This window comes from Mesorhizobium sp. WSM4817 (genome assembly GCF_055811135.1).
This window is the reverse complement of record NZ_JBVVQQ010000024.1, coordinates 24,521-42,842: the sequence shown is the minus strand read 5'-3', so window position 1 is coordinate 42,842 and position 18,322 is coordinate 24,521. Positions and strand designations below refer to the sequence as shown.

The 18,322-nt window shown below is 57.6% G+C and carries 11 protein-coding genes; 5 read left to right on the top strand and 6 right to left on the bottom strand.

Annotation, left to right across the window (positions count from 1 at the left end):
* Positions 1 to 255: 255 nt before the first annotated feature.
* Together AC0L2K_RS26920 and AC0L2K_RS26915 are read right to left on the bottom strand one after the other, a co-directional pair.
* Positions 256 to 4,506, bottom strand: coding sequence for a hypothetical protein (locus tag AC0L2K_RS26920; protein WP_473532798.1), 4,251 nt, complete (start codon positions 4,504 to 4,506; stop codon positions 256 to 258).
* Between the two features lie 580 nt (positions 4,507 to 5,086).
* Positions 5,087 to 8,467: a TM0106 family RecB-like putative nuclease gene (locus AC0L2K_RS26915; RefSeq protein WP_473532797.1), complete on the bottom strand. Its 3,381-nt coding sequence runs from the start codon at positions 8,465 to 8,467 to the stop codon at positions 5,087 to 5,089.
* Between the two features lie 80 nt (positions 8,468 to 8,547).
* On the opposite strand from AC0L2K_RS26915, the gene AC0L2K_RS26910 reads away from it, so the two are divergent.
* Together AC0L2K_RS26910 and AC0L2K_RS26905 are read left to right on the top strand one after the other, a co-directional pair.
* Positions 8,548 to 9,543 (top strand): helix-turn-helix transcriptional regulator, encoded by a 996-nt coding sequence (locus tag AC0L2K_RS26910; RefSeq protein WP_473532796.1) that lies wholly within the window; start codon positions 8,548 to 8,550, stop codon positions 9,541 to 9,543.
* A 148-nt stretch (positions 9,544 to 9,691) separates the two neighbouring features.
* The gene (locus AC0L2K_RS26905) at positions 9,692 to 10,981 is read left to right on the top strand and encodes a DUF2130 domain-containing protein (protein ID WP_473532795.1); all 1,290 of its coding nucleotides are present in this window, start codon (positions 9,692 to 9,694) and stop codon (positions 10,979 to 10,981) included.
* Between the two features lie 706 nt (positions 10,982 to 11,687).
* Here the strand turns inward: AC0L2K_RS26905 and AC0L2K_RS26900 are convergent.
* Positions 11,688 to 12,167, bottom strand: a complete 480-nt coding sequence (locus AC0L2K_RS26900; protein WP_473532794.1) for a hypothetical protein — start codon at positions 12,165 to 12,167, stop codon at positions 11,688 to 11,690.
* Positions 12,168 to 12,405: 238 nt separating this feature from the next.
* Here AC0L2K_RS26900 and AC0L2K_RS26895 point away from each other — a divergent pair, with 238 nt between their 5' ends.
* On the top strand, positions 12,406 to 13,458 hold the full coding sequence (locus AC0L2K_RS26895; RefSeq protein WP_473532793.1) for an ADP-ribosylglycohydrolase family protein: 1,053 nt from the start codon (positions 12,406 to 12,408) through the stop codon (positions 13,456 to 13,458).
* A 469-nt stretch (positions 13,459 to 13,927) separates the two neighbouring features.
* Here AC0L2K_RS26895 and AC0L2K_RS26890 read toward each other — a convergent pair whose 3' ends face one another.
* Positions 13,928 to 14,503: a hypothetical protein gene (locus tag AC0L2K_RS26890; protein ID WP_473532792.1), complete on the bottom strand. Its 576-nt coding sequence runs from the start codon at positions 14,501 to 14,503 to the stop codon at positions 13,928 to 13,930.
* Positions 14,504 to 14,700: 197 nt separating this feature from the next.
* Between AC0L2K_RS26890 and AC0L2K_RS26885 the strand changes: the two genes are divergently transcribed.
* Positions 14,701 to 14,862 carry a hypothetical protein gene (locus AC0L2K_RS26885; protein WP_473532791.1) on the top strand — a complete coding sequence of 54 codons (162 nt, stop codon included), beginning with the start codon at positions 14,701 to 14,703 and terminating at the stop codon, positions 14,860 to 14,862.
* Positions 14,863 to 15,181: 319 nt separating this feature from the next.
* Here the strand turns inward: AC0L2K_RS26885 and AC0L2K_RS26880 are convergent, their stop codons facing one another.
* On the bottom strand, positions 15,182 to 15,586 hold the full coding sequence (locus tag AC0L2K_RS26880) for a hypothetical protein (protein WP_473532790.1): 405 nt from the start codon (positions 15,584 to 15,586) through the stop codon (positions 15,182 to 15,184).
* A gap of 389 nt (positions 15,587 to 15,975) precedes the next feature.
* Between AC0L2K_RS26880 and AC0L2K_RS26875 the strand changes: the two genes are divergently transcribed.
* The gene (locus tag AC0L2K_RS26875) at positions 15,976 to 16,305 is read left to right on the top strand and encodes a hypothetical protein (protein WP_473532789.1); all 330 of its coding nucleotides are present in this window, start codon (positions 15,976 to 15,978) and stop codon (positions 16,303 to 16,305) included.
* Positions 16,306 to 16,527: 222 nt separating this feature from the next.
* On the opposite strand, the gene AC0L2K_RS26870 is transcribed toward AC0L2K_RS26875, so the two are convergent.
* On the bottom strand, positions 16,528 to 18,195 hold the full coding sequence (locus AC0L2K_RS26870; protein ID WP_473532788.1) for a DUF927 domain-containing protein: 1,668 nt from the start codon (positions 18,193 to 18,195) through the stop codon (positions 16,528 to 16,530).
* Between the last annotated feature and the right edge of the window lie 127 nt (positions 18,196 to 18,322).

Below are 18,322 nucleotides of genomic sequence, written 5' to 3'. Positions count from 1 at the left end.
AGCCTTGGAGAGTATGGGCCAACAGAGAACAAATGAGGCGCTCTCACCATCACAGCCACTCCACAGCTTTCGGCCGAAGGCCTGCTGTTCTGCGGGTTTCGGGGCGACCAAGTCCAAGCGGAGACCATTGTGGAAGAATAGGGTGGTAGAGGGAAGGGTTCTGGAAACCAACCTTCTCCATGAGATGTCGGCCTAACCTGCCAGTGGAGGCTCGCTAGGAGTCCGACCTTTACTCAGTATGTTCAAGCTGGCCGGCTACTCTGCGGCCCGCACATCCTCAATTTGCTTGCCAGACAGCCGAGCCCAAAGTTGACCCAGGTCGACCTCGTCGCGGGCGAGCCCGTCAAGAACATCCTCTCGCACCTGGACCACGAAATTTATTCGATTGGGAGGCCGTTCGGGGCGGCGCAGGTTGCGAAGAGGTTTCCATGAGTTCGGCGGTAGAGGAGGACCTTGGTCCGTATCGGACCAAACCCAGTCGATGCGTCGCTCGCAAGCAAGGAGGTCCGTTAGTGGCTCCCAGGACCAATGGATGCGGTAGTCCCCTGAGGGTTTCGGCACCAAAAAAGCCATGAAGTAGCGGCCGGGATGCGCCTCGGCCTTCTGCAGTTCGTGTTGTGACCAGAATATTCGCTCCGTGGTTAGGGACTTAACCTCAATGTGCCAGTCCTCGACCGGCGACGATAGCACGATGTCACTCTCCCGCGCCTCCTTGTCTCGGATGTTGAAGGCTACGCTCCAGTCTTCTGGCAGCACCTCCGAAAGGCGCTTCGCCAGCCAGGCTTCCGCCTCGAGCCCACGCGCTGAAGCACGGGCAGCCGCATCGCCTGCTGCGGCCCGCCCAGAGCCGTTAGTCTGGTCGGATGAGTCGCGTCGATTGTTATTGTAGAGGGACCGCTTCTTCAGTTTACCGCCCGGCGGCACGTTGGCCGACCCTCGCGCGGTAGCCGAGCCATGCGCGCCAGTTTGGGGCAGTCCCCCCGAACTGCTCGAACCTAGGAAAGTGCCCGAGGAGTTGGACGCGCCATCCAGCTCATTGTGTTCGTCCGGTTCCTGTTGGTTCAGTTCCTCCTGGAGTGTCGACTCGGCTTGGAGCAAAGTCGTGGTGCTCGGCACGTTCAGGACAGGCGGGGCGTCACTTGTCTGGCCTAAAAGGTCCTCTGACTCGTCCGGAAGGTCTATTTCCCGAAGTCTGTAGGTTGGAATGCCCCCGTCTAATAGGATGGCAGCGATCTCGGCCGAAGTGCTCGCCTTAAGGATGGCCGCGAACCAATGCCGCAGATCCGCTGCGTTCCGGAACGGGTGCGCGCATACGAAGGCCAAGGCCTCCCAGCGGCCGGCGTCGACGTTGACGAGCCAGCCGTGACCATCTCGAAAGGCGGGCGCGGCGAGGACTCCAACCGGTTGGCTGTTGGCGGCTAACGTTAGGGTCAGTCCGAACACGGCTCGGATCGCGGGTGGATCGGACCAGTGCTCGCCTTTCGTTTCACAAACAGCCGCAAAAGCGCGCCGTCGATTCTTAAGGCGATCGACGATCCCTGTATTATCCTGGGGCGACGCTTCGACGTAGCTCGGCGTGACCTCGATTATTTCCGACGCCCGTCGAACTCCGAAACGCGCGACACAACCTTCGCCTCGACCCAGCATTGCCGGAAAGAGGGCCATTCCCGCGTTCACTAGCGCGTCCTGCACGTCCGATCCGGCGAACTTCGGGTCATCAATCCAGAGTGCCTCGGCGACTGGGCGCGCCCTTAGTCCTTCAGAAGTGGAGCAGACAACCCGCTTCACGCCGCGCGGCTTTGGTGAGGTGAACCCTCGCCGCAAAAAGAGTTCGTAAAAACCGCGGACTGTTCTCTCAGTAAGCTCCATCTCGCCAGCCTCGATGGCCGCCGAGAGTTGGTCAGCCCAGCCAAGCCATGGCCCCCAGTCGTCGGGGAGCTCATCTTTAACCCCGAGATTCTGCACGAACTGGGAGCGCAGGCGCTGGCGCTGTGCAACCGGCAGGGCACCGAGATCTAGAATGGGCGTGATCCCGCGTATTCCGCGCTCCGGCCAGTAGAGGTCCTTTGCTACGCCACGAAAGCCACGGTGGGCCAGACTCGGTCGACAGGGTAGGTAGCTTTCCTCCCGCAGTTGGTAGTCGACGCACGAGGCAAAGGGCCAAGGTCGGTGGGTACGTTCCACACCCCTCCGCTTGGGGTATGAGGCGCTTAGGGGCGAGGTCACCGGCAGCAGGACATCCAGCATCTTGGCGACACCCTGCTGGGTCAGTTGCTGCATGCACTCAGGGAAGAAATCCAGGTACCAGTCCTGGCGGGGCGGCCAAGTAAGGCCGGGCTCGGTTATGGCGTTCCAAAAATTGTAGAAGCATGTCAGGCCGGTGTCATCGGAAGAGATAAGCCGCCGAACCTTTGGCTCCCACGAAACCCCGAGGTAGCGGAGAAGCGAGCGCCAGCCGAAGCTCCCATAGGGCTTCGCTCTGGGGGGCTTGCCCACGACGGGCCTGGCCGGCTGCGTCCGAAAGAAGTCGGCTAGCGCTGGGTTCCCTCCTATTTCTGGGCTTGCATAGGCGTCACTGGCGAGCACCCACTCCGCTCCGCACGGGACTCGAGCGAGAGAGGCCAATGCCGCACGCGCTGGATCGGAATCACTTGGCTGGTCCGGAATTAAGGGCTTTATCTTGGCCCATTCCAGCCCAGGCCTCCAGGCTTGCATGACCGCAAGAGCATCCCACCCACGACCCGTCCATTCGCGGTCGGACCAAGACCGCAGGGCCGGGGCCAAGCAGTGGATAACAAGGTCGTCGAGAGATTGCAGGAGTCGTCCCTCGACCAGCGGTGCCCAAGCCTTCTCAATCGACAGACCGGCCCCTAGTACCGCGCGCTCAAAATCCGGGTGGAGATCGTCCGCCGTAAGCCACTCAGGCCAGTGAGAGGGACGAGAACGGACAAGGGGACGAACGTCAGATAGCGGGCGGACCTTGCCACTCCGGGCCAACCAAAAGGGCGCTCGGACTAGCTCGTCGAGTGTGTTCTGGGACAAGTAACTCGCAGAAAGACACGCTTGCAGAGCGATCTGGGCCGAGCGCACGCAGCTTTCCAGATCGTGGCACTCCACGTGGCCGAGCATTTGCGCGTACTCAAAGGCCGAGAGTGGCTCGGCCCCATAGGCGCGAAGAGTTGGGAAAATATCCAGCAGCTCTGGGGAGCAAAGCCGCGCCGATCGCACTCTCCTGCTATTGTGGCTGAAAACCGAGGCCAAGCCGTGCGCCCAGATTCGCGCCTCGGCCGGTTTCACTCGCCCGCCCCCTAGCACCGGAATAAACCCGGTGTCAGCAATCGCTCCGCCGAGGGCACGCTGGATTCTCTTGTCTAGGCGGCTTACGTTGGGCGGCGGCGGTTTTGCTAGAGTGCGGAAGAGTTCCAGAACAGACGCAGGTGGAAGATAAGTTGCGACCGATCTGGCAAGTTCGCTGAGGACGCCAAGTAACTCGTCATCATGCGAGCTGGGGAGGAAAAGGTTGCGGTCGCTCCGGAGTTCGAATGAGGCGTGCACCAGGAATGGGGCGAGAACAGACTCTTGCGTCGGATAGAAGACGTGGAACGGAATCTCCTCGGCTGTTGAAATACCAGATTTACCGTTCATTTGCACGGCGATGGCGGCGCTGAGGCGCTTCGTATTCGCAGTGGGGCCCTCCCAGACGCGGGACCAGACACGCCATTCCTCGGTCCAGACATTCTCACCGTCTAAGATGTTCAGCACTGCGCGGGTGGCGTTTGCCTCAAGACCTCCACCTTGGCGGCCGATGCGGCGGACAGTCCCATCCCGGAACTGAGTCTCGAACCATCGCAGGTGCTGACTCAGCAGCATGAAATGGGGCGGGAGCTGCTTCAATCGCTCTTCCGTGAGCTTGCGGCTGTCGTCGTCCTTAAAGGGGAGCTTAATAATGGTAGCGAATCCGCTCGAGCGCAGATCGCGCACTTGTGCATCTGATGTTGCGGCATGGGGCAGTCGGAAGACAAGCTTTGGTGGATCGGGGGTGAGATCGCGAAGGAGAAGCTCGGACCTTGTTGGATCAAATGCGAAACGGAAAGGCCCGGAGTGAATCTCCGGCCGCTCGGTGATTTCGAGGACTGACTTGAAGCCGAGTCCCTTTGCCCCGATCAGTTCGCTCGATGGCCGACCGTGCTGTGCCATCGCGTCGTCGGCGTTCTGCAGCAATTCCCAGAGCGCGCGCCCAGTGTAGTCTCGGCGCGTCCGCGTCTCGTCGCTGGCATCCTCTATAAGGTCGTTGATATCATCCCGATACGAGCCAAGCCGCTTCTGCCGGATTGCCGCGACAAGTGTCCGATCCTGGCAGTCGAATGTGTCGATAGGCGGGGTCGCCCCTTTCGTGCTGAGGTGTTGACGACAGATTGAAATTACGCCGTGCCGGTCGATCGGACGGCCGGTGTTGGCGACATAAAGCGCCTCATCTGTCACGACGACTTTTACACGGTTTGTCACTCGTTAGTCCCCCCACTGACGGTAGCACGGCGGGCGTCCCGTGCAACCATGGTTTACTGAAAGCCGGCAGGCCAGAACCTGAAAAGTATCGCGCAGCTTCAGCACGGTCGAAAGGAGTCACCGAACGCCTTCACTGAAGATGAGCCGTTCTGCTACAAGACGTCAATGTCCCGTTCGTAAAGGTGAGGAAGCAACTTGGAGGCTTGGAAATCATCCATCTCATCACCCGAGACGGTTAAGTATCGTGCATTACACCGGCCTAAAACTTCAACCTGCCTAACCTCTTGGCCGCCGTGACCATCTGGCCGTCGTCGCTCATTACAAGATAGGTGTTCAGCCGATCAGCAAGCTGTGCGTATTGTCTTCCAAGATCATCCTGAGCACGAGCGCGAGATCGGCTGTCCATAAAATATATATCTGCGCCATGCCGACGACAGCGCCGGCCGTATGCCAGGATCGCGTCCACTACTTCAGGTCTTATACCTCTCTGTTGGCATCGAGCTTCGGCATGACGGGTGTACATTTGGTCCTCCTCATTCAGCGATATCTGAAGGATAAGAGGGGGAGGCGACAGAACCTGTCATGCAGCAACCTCACCAGGCGCGAGCAATGCGTTGAGCGTGCCTCGGGCTGACGGTCCAAAAGCATCAAGTGCGCAGAGGGTGTTAACTAAACGCATGTCGCTCACACTTGTGCACGGCACTTCCAGAAGCTTGGGGCTGGCGAAGACCAGCGCAAGAATTTGGGCTCGCGAGACAGCGACGTTGATCCGGTTCAGGCTGAACAGAAAGTCGACTCCGCGCGGAATGTCTTCGGCAGAAGAGGTTGTCATCGACACCATGCATACCGGCGCTTCCTGGCCCTGAAACTTGTCTACCGTCCCAATTCGCGCTCCGTTAGGAAGCGCAGCCTTGAGCGCGTTCACCTGGGCGTTGTAAGGCGCCACGATCAAGATGTCCTGAAGGGTCAGGGATCGTTCATTGCCGTCCCGATCAGCGAACTTCTCACCCAGTAGGCGCCTCATCTCGTTGTGAATGGCAATAATTTCTTCGCGCGAGGATTGGCGGTTTCCCGCGTGAGTAACTTTGACCAGATGCACGCCCGACGCACGTGCCGAGTCAGCTAGAAGGAGTCGCTGCTGAGCTGCGCCTTCATCTGACGTTAGGCGGCTTTCATAGACGTTGTCCGAGATGAACCGGCAAACCTCGGGGTGCATTCTGCGCGACACCGGAAGAAAGATGCCCCTGTCAGGTGGAACGGTGTTGTAGCCTGCGAGAAGATATTCGAGCGCCGACTGACCACTTTCACCCGGATGTGCGCCTTGTATCGGCTGCGGCAATTGCATTGGATCGCCGACGAGGACTATGTTCTTTGCGCAGGTTCCCATCGCCACAACGTTCGCAACTGAAACCTGGCCCGCTTCGTCAACGAAGAGATACTCGAAACTCTGCTCGAAGTCGGGGCGGGCAAACAGCCAAGCGGTGCCGCCGACGACAGACGCCGAAAATAGCTCGGCGTCGTTGTTCTTGGACGTGTGGTGAATTGCAGATTGATACTCTGCGCTGAAGCCGTCCCCGCCCTTCTTGGCCACGCTTACTGACCTGCCCGCTTCCTTGGCTCGGTCCACAACAGCGCAAAGAAGGTTGTCAACCGCTTTATGGCTATTGGAGGCCACGGCGACACGCTTCCCGCGGACCACAAGATCGAGGATTGCGCATGAGCTGACATAGGTCTTGCCGGTACCCGGCGGACCTTGAATGGCCAAGCTAGTACGATCCAAGTCACGGATCGCGGCCACTGCTTCGGGTACCACCTCAAGGGTGGGATCAATTATGCTGGCCTGTCTGCCGTTTCCCAGGAAACGGGGCTTCGACCGGTTGAGAAAATCTGAAATCGCGGGATAGCGCCTGTCGTTAGAAATAGCGGAGTCGACTGCACGGCGGATAGCCCCCTCGATCACGCGCGTGTCCAATGGCCCGGCCGGCAACAGCGATGTTGTCGCAGGAGCGACGTCAAACTTGGCCTTTGAGAATTTTACCTGTGCCGTGCTGCCACTCCGATCCAGGTCAACCAGCGAAACGGATGCCGGATATCCCTCCACTTCGACGTGACAGCCTCCCAGGTCCAGCTTCGTCTCCTGTTGAGGGAACGAATAGGTTCGGTGCCAATAGTTCCCATCATCCATTGTGGCCGAAACTGCTGTAAGTGCCCCGATGCATTCGAGGTCCTCAACTAGTTCCCCGGGGTCCTTGCTCAGCTTGTCGAAGATGGACCACCAGGCAGGCTTTTTCTCTCGCGGGTGGAAATAGCTCAGATCGAAGAGCAGGTCGGCGAGCCCGTCACCGCAGCGGTCGCGCACCGCATCCAACCTTCGGTGGAGTTCATCAGCTTCGGTTTGTTCTGCAGCGACACCTTCGAGATTGAAACCGGAGCTTGCTTCGGCGGTCCCAAGAGGCCGCCAGGACATGTCTGATGGTCGCACCGTCGAGACCAGCCAGTCGCGGAGCATTTGCGTGGAGATGCAGTCGATCCGGTTGTAGTCTCTGATTTCTTCCAGGATCTTCGGATCGTTGGTCTCTCGCCAATTTTCGTAGGCAACCACACTGCCGCCGGCGGTCTTCACCTCCCCGGTGCGTGCTTCCATGTAGAAAACTTCCAGGTTCTTCAGCGAGTAGCGCGGTTCTGACGCAATCAATCCGCCAGATACCACGCTGTAGAGATCAACGAACCTGCTCTCCCTTAGCATCTGATCCAGCAGCGCTTCCCCTACGCCGTGACTGCTCGTGAGCTGACGCAGGGCAGAAACCTCATACGCGGCGTAGTGATAGATGTGGGCGCTTGGAAAATGCTTTAGGCGGTGCTCGAAGAATGCCATCAACTGCCGCAGCGACTCTTTCTCTTCGGCTCGATCGTGCGCCCAGAAATCTCTGAACTCCGCGATGCCTTCGTTGTCGAGCCAGATGCCGTGGAGATATTCTAGTCCGCCCTCGTAGAAGGGGTCGCCTTCGATGTCATAGAACAGGTCTCCGATGTCCGGCTTTGGAAGCAGAGCCAGACCCCGATTCGGGTCCAACTGCTTGAGCTCAAAGGAGGGTGGACCTCCAGCCCGCCGCGCCGTCTGCAGTCTCGCCTGGATTGTCAGCCTGCTTAGTGTTGTTTCCGCTAGCTTCGGCACCCGTTCTTCACGCTGCCCAAGCGCAGCCATAGTGAGGACACCCGCATCAATTAGCTTGCTCCGCTGGTTCCTGGAAATGCCGGCTACCAGAGCAAGGCTGTCAGCTTCTTCCCAGTACGATTGACAAACCTCGCGCCAGCGGCACAGGCCGCACATTTTCACCGGATCAGGAGATGTTTCGTGTGGGTCGGCGACAAATCGCTCCAGCCGGCCCCGGGCATGGCGGGCATAGGCGGCGTAATCCTTGAGCCTGAAGGAGAAGCGCTCACCATTGCCCAACTGGATATGCGCAAATTCAGGCTCGATGCCTTGGGCTTCGGACAGCAGGTCCGAATACAGGACAAGCTGGAGGACGTGCTTCGGGTCGGGCTTCCGCTTCAGCTTGGTGTCCACGACTTCATACGAGAACGGACCGAGCAGCGACGGCTTGTCGATTTTGATGAGGAAGTCAGACCAACCACCCCACGGGGGAGAGAAGAAGCCGCCTTGGAACAGGACGTCAGCGCCCTCGTAGAGGGCCGCCCGCGTCGCCATCGCCGCAACTGATAAGTCCATGTCGCGACTGAATTCGATAATGCGTAGGCCTTCGCCACGGAGCTTCGAAAGATAATCCGCTTCGTGTGCGTCACCGTAGCGCTGGAGAATCTTTGCGTCTTCGCTGTCCTCTGCCGGCGCCAACGGCTCGCCCCGCAAGTAGCGCAGGTCCATCGCCGTCGCATGGTTACAACCCATGAACCGCATCAGGTCCGATGCGGAAAACAAAATCTCAGAGCCTTCCAGTTTCATTTTCTACTCCCCCGCCCGATCCTAATAGAACCGTAAGCACTGATCGTGACAATAGCTGTCACGTGGATCGGTGAAGATCGATGTCATTTGAAAAGGCACAGCAGTTGATTGAGCTGGCAACGTTTGTTGCGGCTCGCAGAATGGGCGTGACACTTGGCGATGTCGGTGAGCGGTTCCGTGTCTCCAAACGGACCGCGCAGCGGATGCTGCACACTCTGGAATTTCAGTTTCCTGATACCCGATCCAGCTTAGATGAAGATGGGCGTAAACGTTGGAGATTGCAGACAGGGGCGTTGCGCGACCTGCTTACGTTAACTCCTGATGAACTGGCGGCGATGGACCTATCGATCGAGACCCTGGAACGGAACGCTCAAGGGCTGGAGGCAGACCACCTTCGTTCTCTGCGAGAGAAAATACTGGCGCTGGTGCCGGACAACCGGATCGCCCGCTTGGAAACTGACTATGAAGCGTTGCTTGAGGCCCAAGGTCTCGCGGCGCGCCCGGGACCTACGACAAGGCTGGCGCCGGGAGTAGGATCCACCATTGCTACGGCGCTAAAAGGATCGCAGCGGCTGAAGATCGTCTACCAATCCCGCGGGTCGGCCGCATCAAGCGAGCGAGTGGTTGAGCCTTACGGAGTCCTGATCGGAATTCGGCGCTACCTAGTGGCGAAGCCAACGACCGATCGCGCCGGAACGCTCCGGCATTATGTGGCTGAGAAGATCGAAAGTGCGCAACTGACAGGGGAGGTCTTTGAACGCGACCCTGGATTCGACATCCATGCGCATGCAAAGAAGGCGTTCGGGGCTTTCCAGAACGACAGTGAATTTGGGGAAGTTATCTGGAGGTTCAAACCTGACGCAGCACCGCACGCGCGAAGTTTCTTGTTCCACCCGGGTCAGAGCCTTGAGGACGAACCTGATGGGTCTCTGATCGTACGCTTTTGGGCGTCGGGCCATATGGAGATGTGCTGGCACCTTTACATGTGGGGAGACAAGGTAGAGGTGATTGCTCCGGAACCTTTGCGCCAGATGGTAGAGAAATTTAGGCGGTCGGACTTCCCTTCTCTTCCCTGAACCGGCCCATCACAGGCGCCACGGATTATGCAAAGTGTTCCTTCACGGACTGGTGACAGTTTTTGTCACCACCTCGTGGGAGGTATGTCGAACGCCGTCTCGCACGATGTTACAAATCCAAAAAAGGGCCGGCCAGGGAGGCAAGACAATGGAACCCACGATCACATGCCCGAAGTGCAAAACAGACATTAAGCTGACCGAGTCACTTGCGGCGCCATTGATAGACGCCACCCGGCGAGAGTTTGAGCAGCTGCTTTCCGACAAAGATGCCGGGATTCAGCTGCGCGAAGAGGCAGTTCGCGCACAGCAAGCCGAAATTGCCAACGAGAAAGCTGCGATCGAAGAACAGATCGCGCTGAAGCTCGCAGCGGAACGTGCGCGAATTTCAGCTGAAGAAGCTAAGCGGGCGAGAAGCCTGGTTTCTTCCGACTTGGAGGAGCGGGCGAAGGAGATTTCGGATCTCAAAGAGATACTTCATCAACGCGACGAAAAGCTGGCCGACGCTCAGAAAACACAGGTGGAAATGCTGAGAAAGCAAAGAGAACTCGATGACGCAAGGCGGGAGCTGGATCTCACAATCGAGCAGCGCGTTCAGGAATCATTGACCGCTGTCCGAGACACCGCAAAAAGAGAAGCGGAAGAGGGCCTCAACCTGAAGGTTCGCGAGAAGGAAGAGCAGATTGCCGCGATGCATAGGCAAATCGAAGATTTAAAACGCAGAGCCGAGCAGGGCTCTCAGCAGCTGCAGGGTGAAGTGCAGGAATTGGAATTCGAAGCGCTGTTGCGAGATCGGTTCCCTCGGGACGAGATCGAACCTGTCGGCAAAGGAGAGTTCGGCGGCGACATCATCCAGCGGGTGGTCGGGTCGAGCGCACAGGTCAGCGGGAGTATTCTGTGGGAAATCAAGCGCACCAAGAACTGGAGCGCTGGTTGGCTGGGCAAGCTGAGGGACGACCAACGCGCGGCGAGGGCAGACATTGCCTTGATTGTCTCGAATGCTCTTCCCCAAGGAATGGGTCATTCATTCGATCTTGTTGACGGCGTGTGGGTGACCGAACCCCGTTGTGCGATCCCGGTGGCGATGGCCTTGCGAGAATCCCTGCTTGCAGTGTCGACTGCCCGCCTGTCAGGCGAGGGACAGCAGACGAAAATGGAGTTGGTATACCAGTATCTGACAGGGCCGCGATTTCGGCAAAGGATCGATGCTATCGTTGAAAAGTTTACCGATATGCAAGAGGACCTCAACCGCGAGCGCAAAACCATGACCCGTCTGTGGGCCAAGCGCGAGCAACAGATTCGCGGGGTTATTGAATCCACTGCGGGAATGTATGGCGATCTTCAAGGGATGGCCGGCCGTTCACTAAAGGAAATCGACGGTCTGAACCTGCTGTTAATTGAAGGGGTCTCTTCGGCCGCGGATGTCGAACTCATAGAATAGCTTAGAGTTCACTGCAGCTAATTCTTTCTTTTGGTTTATACAAGGAAGCCGCATGTAGGGATCGGTCTCAGCACCCAGTTCTGCAACAATGAAAGGAACCTGCTGCGTCATCAGGCCTGGAGATGAAGGCGACGTCGCGTGACAGCCGGTCACGCAAGGCCCGAGCACCCTGTGACTGTTGTCGAAACCAACTGACATATGCAATTTGCTTCGTTGGGATCCGGCCAAGTGTTCAAGCTGTTTTGGGTAGCAGTGCTTTCCTATCCGTGGGTCACAAGCCGCCGGCGTTTTATCCATGCTTGGGCGAAGTCCGGGTGAACGACGTATTCACTTCCCGACCTAGAATACCAACCGCCTACTGGCACACTTCCTTTGCCGTGAACCGCGGTCGTTACATGACCCAATATTGTACCAAGCGCATCTGGCGAGGGTGCGATCGTTAACAGATCCTTTTGCGATGTCCGCCTCTCGAGGCAAAGATGATCGATCATTTCTAGCATCATCTGCTCTGAGAAGGTCCGTTTTCGCTCCCCGATGCGCGTGCGAGCATCCGCTGCTGCTGCATCCCAATCCATTGAGTCCTCCTCTAGGTGATTGCGTCTGAACCGAGCTGTGCCCACCCCTCTGGAGATGGAAGTCCGGTACTAGACGATTAGCTGGAAACCCGATGAAAGGGGCTGTTGCCCGGCTTTCGCACATGCGGCTTTTATCTCCTCGCCCAATGCGCGGGCGGCCTTCCGCCGTGCGCGACGATGACCGAAGGCTTGATGCATTCCAGAAGAAAGGTAAACGACGTCGTATCACGTTCCTCCTGACGCAGCCCGTTCTTATCGTCAGAGGGCAGGGAGTAGATATTCGTTTCGAGGCAGCCGTATGGTAATGCAGCTTCCGTAATCCAGTCGAGCACACGTCGCGTATTGCTCACTGGATTGCGCCGAGTTTTGCCAGGCTTGAGCGGGCGCACCGCCCTGTCTTTTTTGTACTCTTCAAACCACGCCTTTTTGTCAAAGCCATATTCTGACTGCCGGAAGTCCCAGAAGCTTGCTGTCATCGTGGTGGCGGGATTGAACCCAACGATGAAGATGCGGCATTCAAGCGGGGAACCATTGCACACGAAGGGTCGCATGTCGGTAGATCGTCCTACGCAGTCTTCCAATCCTTGTTCAAAATCGTTCAGGTTCATCATCAGCCCTCCGAGGTCAGAATCGGCTATTTATCGTCCTCCGGTCCGACCGACACGCCATTAAAATAGAAAGCAACGATCACTTGCCTCCGTCTCAGACTTTTCGAATGACACAGACTATCCCGATCCCGTCGCTCGAATTGTAAGGCAGCCAAGCCAAGTCTATCAAGCTGTCTTTCATGTTCATGCATCCGAGCGACAAACTAACTCAGTTGCCCGCCTCGAGCCAAATGAGCCCCCGATGACGCTTTACGACCGGATTTATGGCTGCCTCCTGGGTGGTGCGTGCGGCGATGCCCTTGGTGCTCCAGTAGAATTCCTCAAGCTCGAGGAAATCACCTCCCGCTATGGCCCTGAAGGCATCACCGGCTTTGACACCGCTTATGGAACACTCGGCGCAATCACGGACGACACGCAGATGACGCTCTTCACGGTGGAAGGGCTGATCAGGGCGGCGGTGCGCTTTGCCGAGAGAGGCATCTGTCATCCTCCTGGAGTCGTCCATCATGCATACAAGCGCTGGCTGATCACCCAGGATGAGCCTTTCGAGCATCTCAATTTGCACGGCGATCTTGACGGCTGGCTGATCCATGAGAAACGCCTGTGGGCCCGCAGGGCCCCGGGCAATACGTGCTTGTCCGCGCTTCGCGCGGGCGGCCCGTTTCACGAGACAGCCGCAAATAACAGCAAGGGCTGCGGAACAGTGATGCGGGACGCCCCCTTCGGTTTCGTCGACCTTCATAATCTCTGGCGCGTCTTCACCCTCGCGGCCGAGACCGCAAGAACTACCCACGGGCATCCCTCGGCTTCCTTATCGTCGGGCGCATTGGCCACTATCATCGCGTGCCTGGCGCAAGGCAGGGGACCGCTGGAAGCCGTTGAGCAAACTTTGTCGTTGCTCGAGAGCAGCCCGGACGCCCACGAAGTTCAGAATGCGCTGCGGCATGCACTCCGATTGAGCGAGGCAGCCGATTGGCGCGAACGTCTGCAGGATCTCGGTGGGGGCTGGGTGGCGGAAGAAGCACTCGCTATATCCGTGCTTTGCGCGTTGGCAACTGACAATTCTCGCGACGCGATCATCGCTGCCGTCAACCACAGCGGCGACTCCGACTCCACGGGTTCCATCACGGGCAACCTCGTGGGTACCTGGTATGGGCCGGCGGCACTGCCAAATGAGTGGGTCGAGCAGGTGGAACTGCGCGATGTAATAGACATCTTGGGGCGAGATCTCGCAACCGTCTTGGAAGGGGAGTTCGATTCAGAGATGCTCTGGGAGCGATATCCAGGCTGGTAGTCCCGGCATAATGAGCGATATTGATGTGGTTCCGCCGCGGTTACTGTGTGGCTGTTATCCGGCGTCGCGCAAACGGCGCTCGGCAGTGCGGATCTCATATCCGAGAAATGTTTGCTGGACCGCCGTAGAACTTAACGTCTCCACGGTAAGCTCTAGCGCACCTAGTGCCCATCTGGCTGTGAATCCGTCGAATGGCTGACCGCCAGTAGAGTCTGCGCCGTCGGCAATCCACCGCGCTCGTCAAGCATCTTTATGAAGAATCGCAGCGTGTAGTTGAATTCCTGAATCGAGCGAATGGCGAGCGATCTTAGCGCCCTGTTAGTTCCTCCTCTGACGGAGGGGTCAGTCGCACTAATTTCCCTAGGAGAATAACTGACGGAGTTCGGCTTGGTTGGTGTCAAACCAGCGAGCGAGCAGGCCGATGGCTTCAAGGCCCTGAACGATCTTAGGGCGTTGCGCCTCAAACCGTTCACCGGCGGGGACTAGGCTTGGTGTGTCGATGCAAACCGACAGAGACTTGCCTGGTGATAGCCTTCGGTCCGTCCGTCGACGGGCGCACACTTAGTTCGGGAACGATGGAAGCAGCTAGCTCAGCATAGGCTTTTGCGAAATCTCGCTTCGTAGAAATCGTAACAGGCACCCAACTGGAATATTGGCGTTTCCCGCAGATCGCCTCAAGAACTCCAATTCGCACACCAACGCGCGCGTCGATTTCGGCATCGCTAATTCCGGCAATACGCCGAATCGTAAGTATATCGATGATTTCTTCAACCGGAATTGACGTGTCAAATAGATCGGCACCCGCCAGCGCGGCCAGCTTCGAAGCGGGCGCTATCAGCACTGAACAAGCACCCTCAGTCCCATATTCCGAGCGGCGCCTATCTGTTTCCCTCCGATAGGCTTCGGCCTGACCTACCTGGAAATCTGCCGTCACCTTACTCTCGATGAGAATGCAGCCGCGAAGCCTGTCTGTCGCATCGAACCATCCCAACTGCACGTCGGTTTGACGGCCATCCTCACGTGGGGGTGATTTGTGAAGCCGCACATCGCAGCCTTCCGGTTGCCGAAAGCTGCTCGTCAACTTCCCAAGGAATCATTCCCGAAAATGCAGAGACGCCTGCAGTTCCTCAACGAGAAAGTTGTCGAGGTCTCGCTCTCTCACTCTATCGCGAAAGATCTCTCCGTTCGCCACTGTCGCTCTCAGTTGGGAGTCTTTGCTGCCGCTGGTTGAACGGGCCAACCGTGAAGATATCTAATCAGTATGACGATGGCGGCGCGTCTAACGAATATATTCTCGAACAAGGTTCGGCCCTGGATTTCCGGTTTGGCGAATGGAGAGCGATCGCCATCGTCCTGGATAAATACCGCCCGCAGTTGACTGTTCTTCCCGGCGGCAGGAAATGACGGCGGCCTAGGGGGTCTTGCCGCCGCTGCGCCTAGCGACTGCAGGATGTTCATATACGAGCGATAGACACTCCTGAAGCAGCCGATCGACTGGCGTCGAATTCTGTAGTGTAAAACACCCATTTCACACTGAGGACGTCCTCGCCGCTTCCAGAATTGGATGTCGAGACCCCTCAGGGTGTGCGCGGATCATTGCAAAAGTATCACCTGGGTATTTGACTGATCGGATCTTATTGCCCGGTGCGGCTGATGGCGATGGGATTTTACTTTGAGATGTTCCGATGTTCCCGCCCAATCTATGGGAGCCATGCGATCCGCTTTAGTCCAAACGCCAGATTTGCAGCAGCTCTTCGGCGCTGGCGAAGGTTGTGTCGGGCTCGCCATTCGATTTAACTCTCACTTTTAGCGGCGCGTCGGCGAAAATATGGGCAGTCTGCGACTCTCCGTTCATCGCCGTCACCCAAGGCTGGGTGGTGAGGACGAGGTGCAGGCGTTCCCATCTGTCGGGATTCGCGATTTTCTTCGCGTCATCCGCGATACGTTTTCTCTGTTCGTTGCGCCTGGCGCGGCCACGCTCGTTGAGGAGCAGAGACAGCTTGGCCGCGGGGTCACGTTTCCCCTTGACCTTCAGTATCATCTCCTGGACGTCCTCGGGCGACAGAAGGACGAACGACCGTAGCTCGGGATCGATCTCCACCTGGCTCCAGACGTAGTTCCTGGTCATGCAGGCAGACTCATCATGTCAGGGATTGGCGCCTGTAAGTCACGCACTTGCTGTTCCCGTTCAGGTAGAACCTGGGACCTAGGTCTCCTCCGATGAGCAGGGGTGGATTGCGGTCGGCCAGTTTTCCAGAAGCGGCGAGTGGTGTCAGTCGGGCAAGGGGTAGTCTACCTGGTGTCATTTCTCGCGTTGTTCCAAAAGCTGGTTATTGCATTCAAAGCGGCGCGCAACTGACGTGCCCCAGTCGGGGACGAATAGCCCGAACGAGATCTTTGTTACTGCGTCGGCCATACAGGCAAACAATCCGACGATTACTACCTGAGAGTCCCTCAATCGCTTTTGTGTCATTATCCCGCCTCAAGATTTGGAAATTCGTACCCAAGGGTACACACTTGCCTGATATCAGACGACGGGTTTTCGCGTCCACCTCGAAAGCCATTGCACTTGAGGTTCGGGCACAGCTGCGTTTGGTCATGATCGATGATGGAGCAGAAAAGCTCATGAAGGTCCTCAAACCAACCACTGCCTGCTGGTATCGCAACATCCGATTCCTTGAACGTGCGGGCAGTCTGTCAAAGTATTCGACAAATGGGATGGGCACCTGCGTCTGTGGCTCTCTGCGCTTCACCCCGCTGCAGAGCCAATCGATCAAGGCGCTCTTTCCAGTGATGTCCGGATGTTTCCGAATGGTGGTCGGTATTGTTGTCTCCGTGATTGTTTGAGATAGGAGGACCAGGCTGCAGCTAGTCCTTGGGGCAACCAACTCGGCAACGACTGGCGGAAGACGGACATGATCGTTCGCTCCTCACCGGTCGAAACGGATGGTCTTCAAAGCCGTTACGGTGGGAGCACATTCACCAGTGGGCGCGCGTATCGCTTTGTGACGCTATCCGCACTTTCTCAACCCAGGTCTCCCGGTCACTGCGGATTTGGCGCGACTAGCCTCAATCCAGCCGAAAGCGATAGACACGGCCGCCATCGTTAATTCGGCGTGGCGCCTTTTGCGACAGCTTCTTTTGGGGGCCGCCTTCCGTAATGGCATGCCCCAGCCTCTTGAGCTCTTTCAGAAGGCTCGCGTAGCTCGGGAACTCCCGCTGAAACCGGGCCGTTGGCACAAGAAGCTCCCGATGCCCTTGCTCATTCCTGGTGAATCCGGCAGCAGCCTTGAACTTCTTCAGGCTAAGGGGCCGATCGATCTCTTTTACCGGGACCAGGTTCTTCCGCTCACGCTTCGCGTATGCTTGGACATGTTCGAGGGCCGAAGGGCCGGCAGGCGAACCAACTGGAGACGCGGCTGAAGATCCACGGTACAAGCAATATGCGGCCAGTGTCGCAGTCTTTGCGCTTCCCCAGCTTTTGGGGATCATCTCCCATTCTCGCGCTAGGTAGCCCGCGGCGTAAATGATTGCGAATGTCCTCTCGACCCTGGCAGATTCGGTACCTTGCCGCTCCGCTCTTAACATTTTGCGGAATCGCTTGATCAGCTTGCGAATGCGCCGACGGAGACCTTCCTCGTCTGCAGCGGCTTCCTGCACAATCCTGCGGACGAAGGCCTGTCCCGCGGTGCCATAATTGCGATCAACTATGTCGCGTAGGTAATCAATTGCATCTGTCATGCTCTCGAAGCCCTTGGGAGCAAAACCGAGCAAGCCTTCGCCCTTGGGTATAGGGATAGTGATCATCCTCGAGCTTAGCGCGTCTCGCACCGAACCCTCGAGCTTCAGCAGCTCTCGGATAGGAATGTTGCTGGTGCTGAAAAGGGAGACGTTGAGGTTCGGCGCGACCGTCGTATCGGTGAAGCGCTTCTTGCCTCCCTTCTTAGCAACCTTAAACACGGCCTTCTTCATGGCATCTCGGTCGGCCGGTGTGCTTGAAGCCATGAGGTTCGCCTCGTCTAGGAAGAGGAGGCTATCGGAGTAGTCGGATTTATGTTGATCGAGACTGTTGACGGTCAGGTCCCAACTCTCCCCGCCGCCAACTTCGCTGGTCGGGTCACCAGCCCAGACCGAGGCAGCAAGGAACCCAGCCGTCGATTTGCCGCATTCGGGATCTCCCACAATTTCGATCTGCGGGTTCAACTGGCTTGGTGAGAAGCGCAACAGGGGGCCGACAAACGCCACTCCAAGAGCAAAGAGAGGCAGTGGCTGTTTGGCAATGATCTCGCCAACCCGCTTCTGCCAGTCCTCCAGTTTCCCAGTTGGCTTGAACTTTGATCGAGGTTGGAATGCCACAATCACATCGAGCGGCTTTTCAGTGGGTGAGATGATTGTCCCATCCCCCAAGACGTAGTGGTTCTCGATCCATCCGGGGTGAAGGGCGACCAACCCCAGGCGGAAGTCTTTAAGCGCCTCCAGCTGGGACTTGAATTTGCTTTTTGTGGCCGGGTTCAGCAGGTTGATGCGTGCTGACGATAGCCTTTTGAATACGTCGCTTTCGCGCGTATGCAGCTCTGCCAATGAGAACCAGCGGAATTGATTCGAGAATCCGTATTTGACCCAATGGTCCTGGGTCTGATCGACTATAGCATCTAATATCCTATGCTCTTCTTTCGCGCTGGGCGATGTCGCGGGGCCCGCTAACGTTTCGCTGTTGGCTGTCTGAATTCTGTCCATTTCACTTGTCCTTTTCGATGAAATCCGCGCCTGTTTGTCCCACCGTCCCACCGTGTCCCACCATTGTCGTTTGACGTGTACGGGATTGAGAGGATGAGTGTCTGGGCGTCGCAGTGTTGTCGTGGAG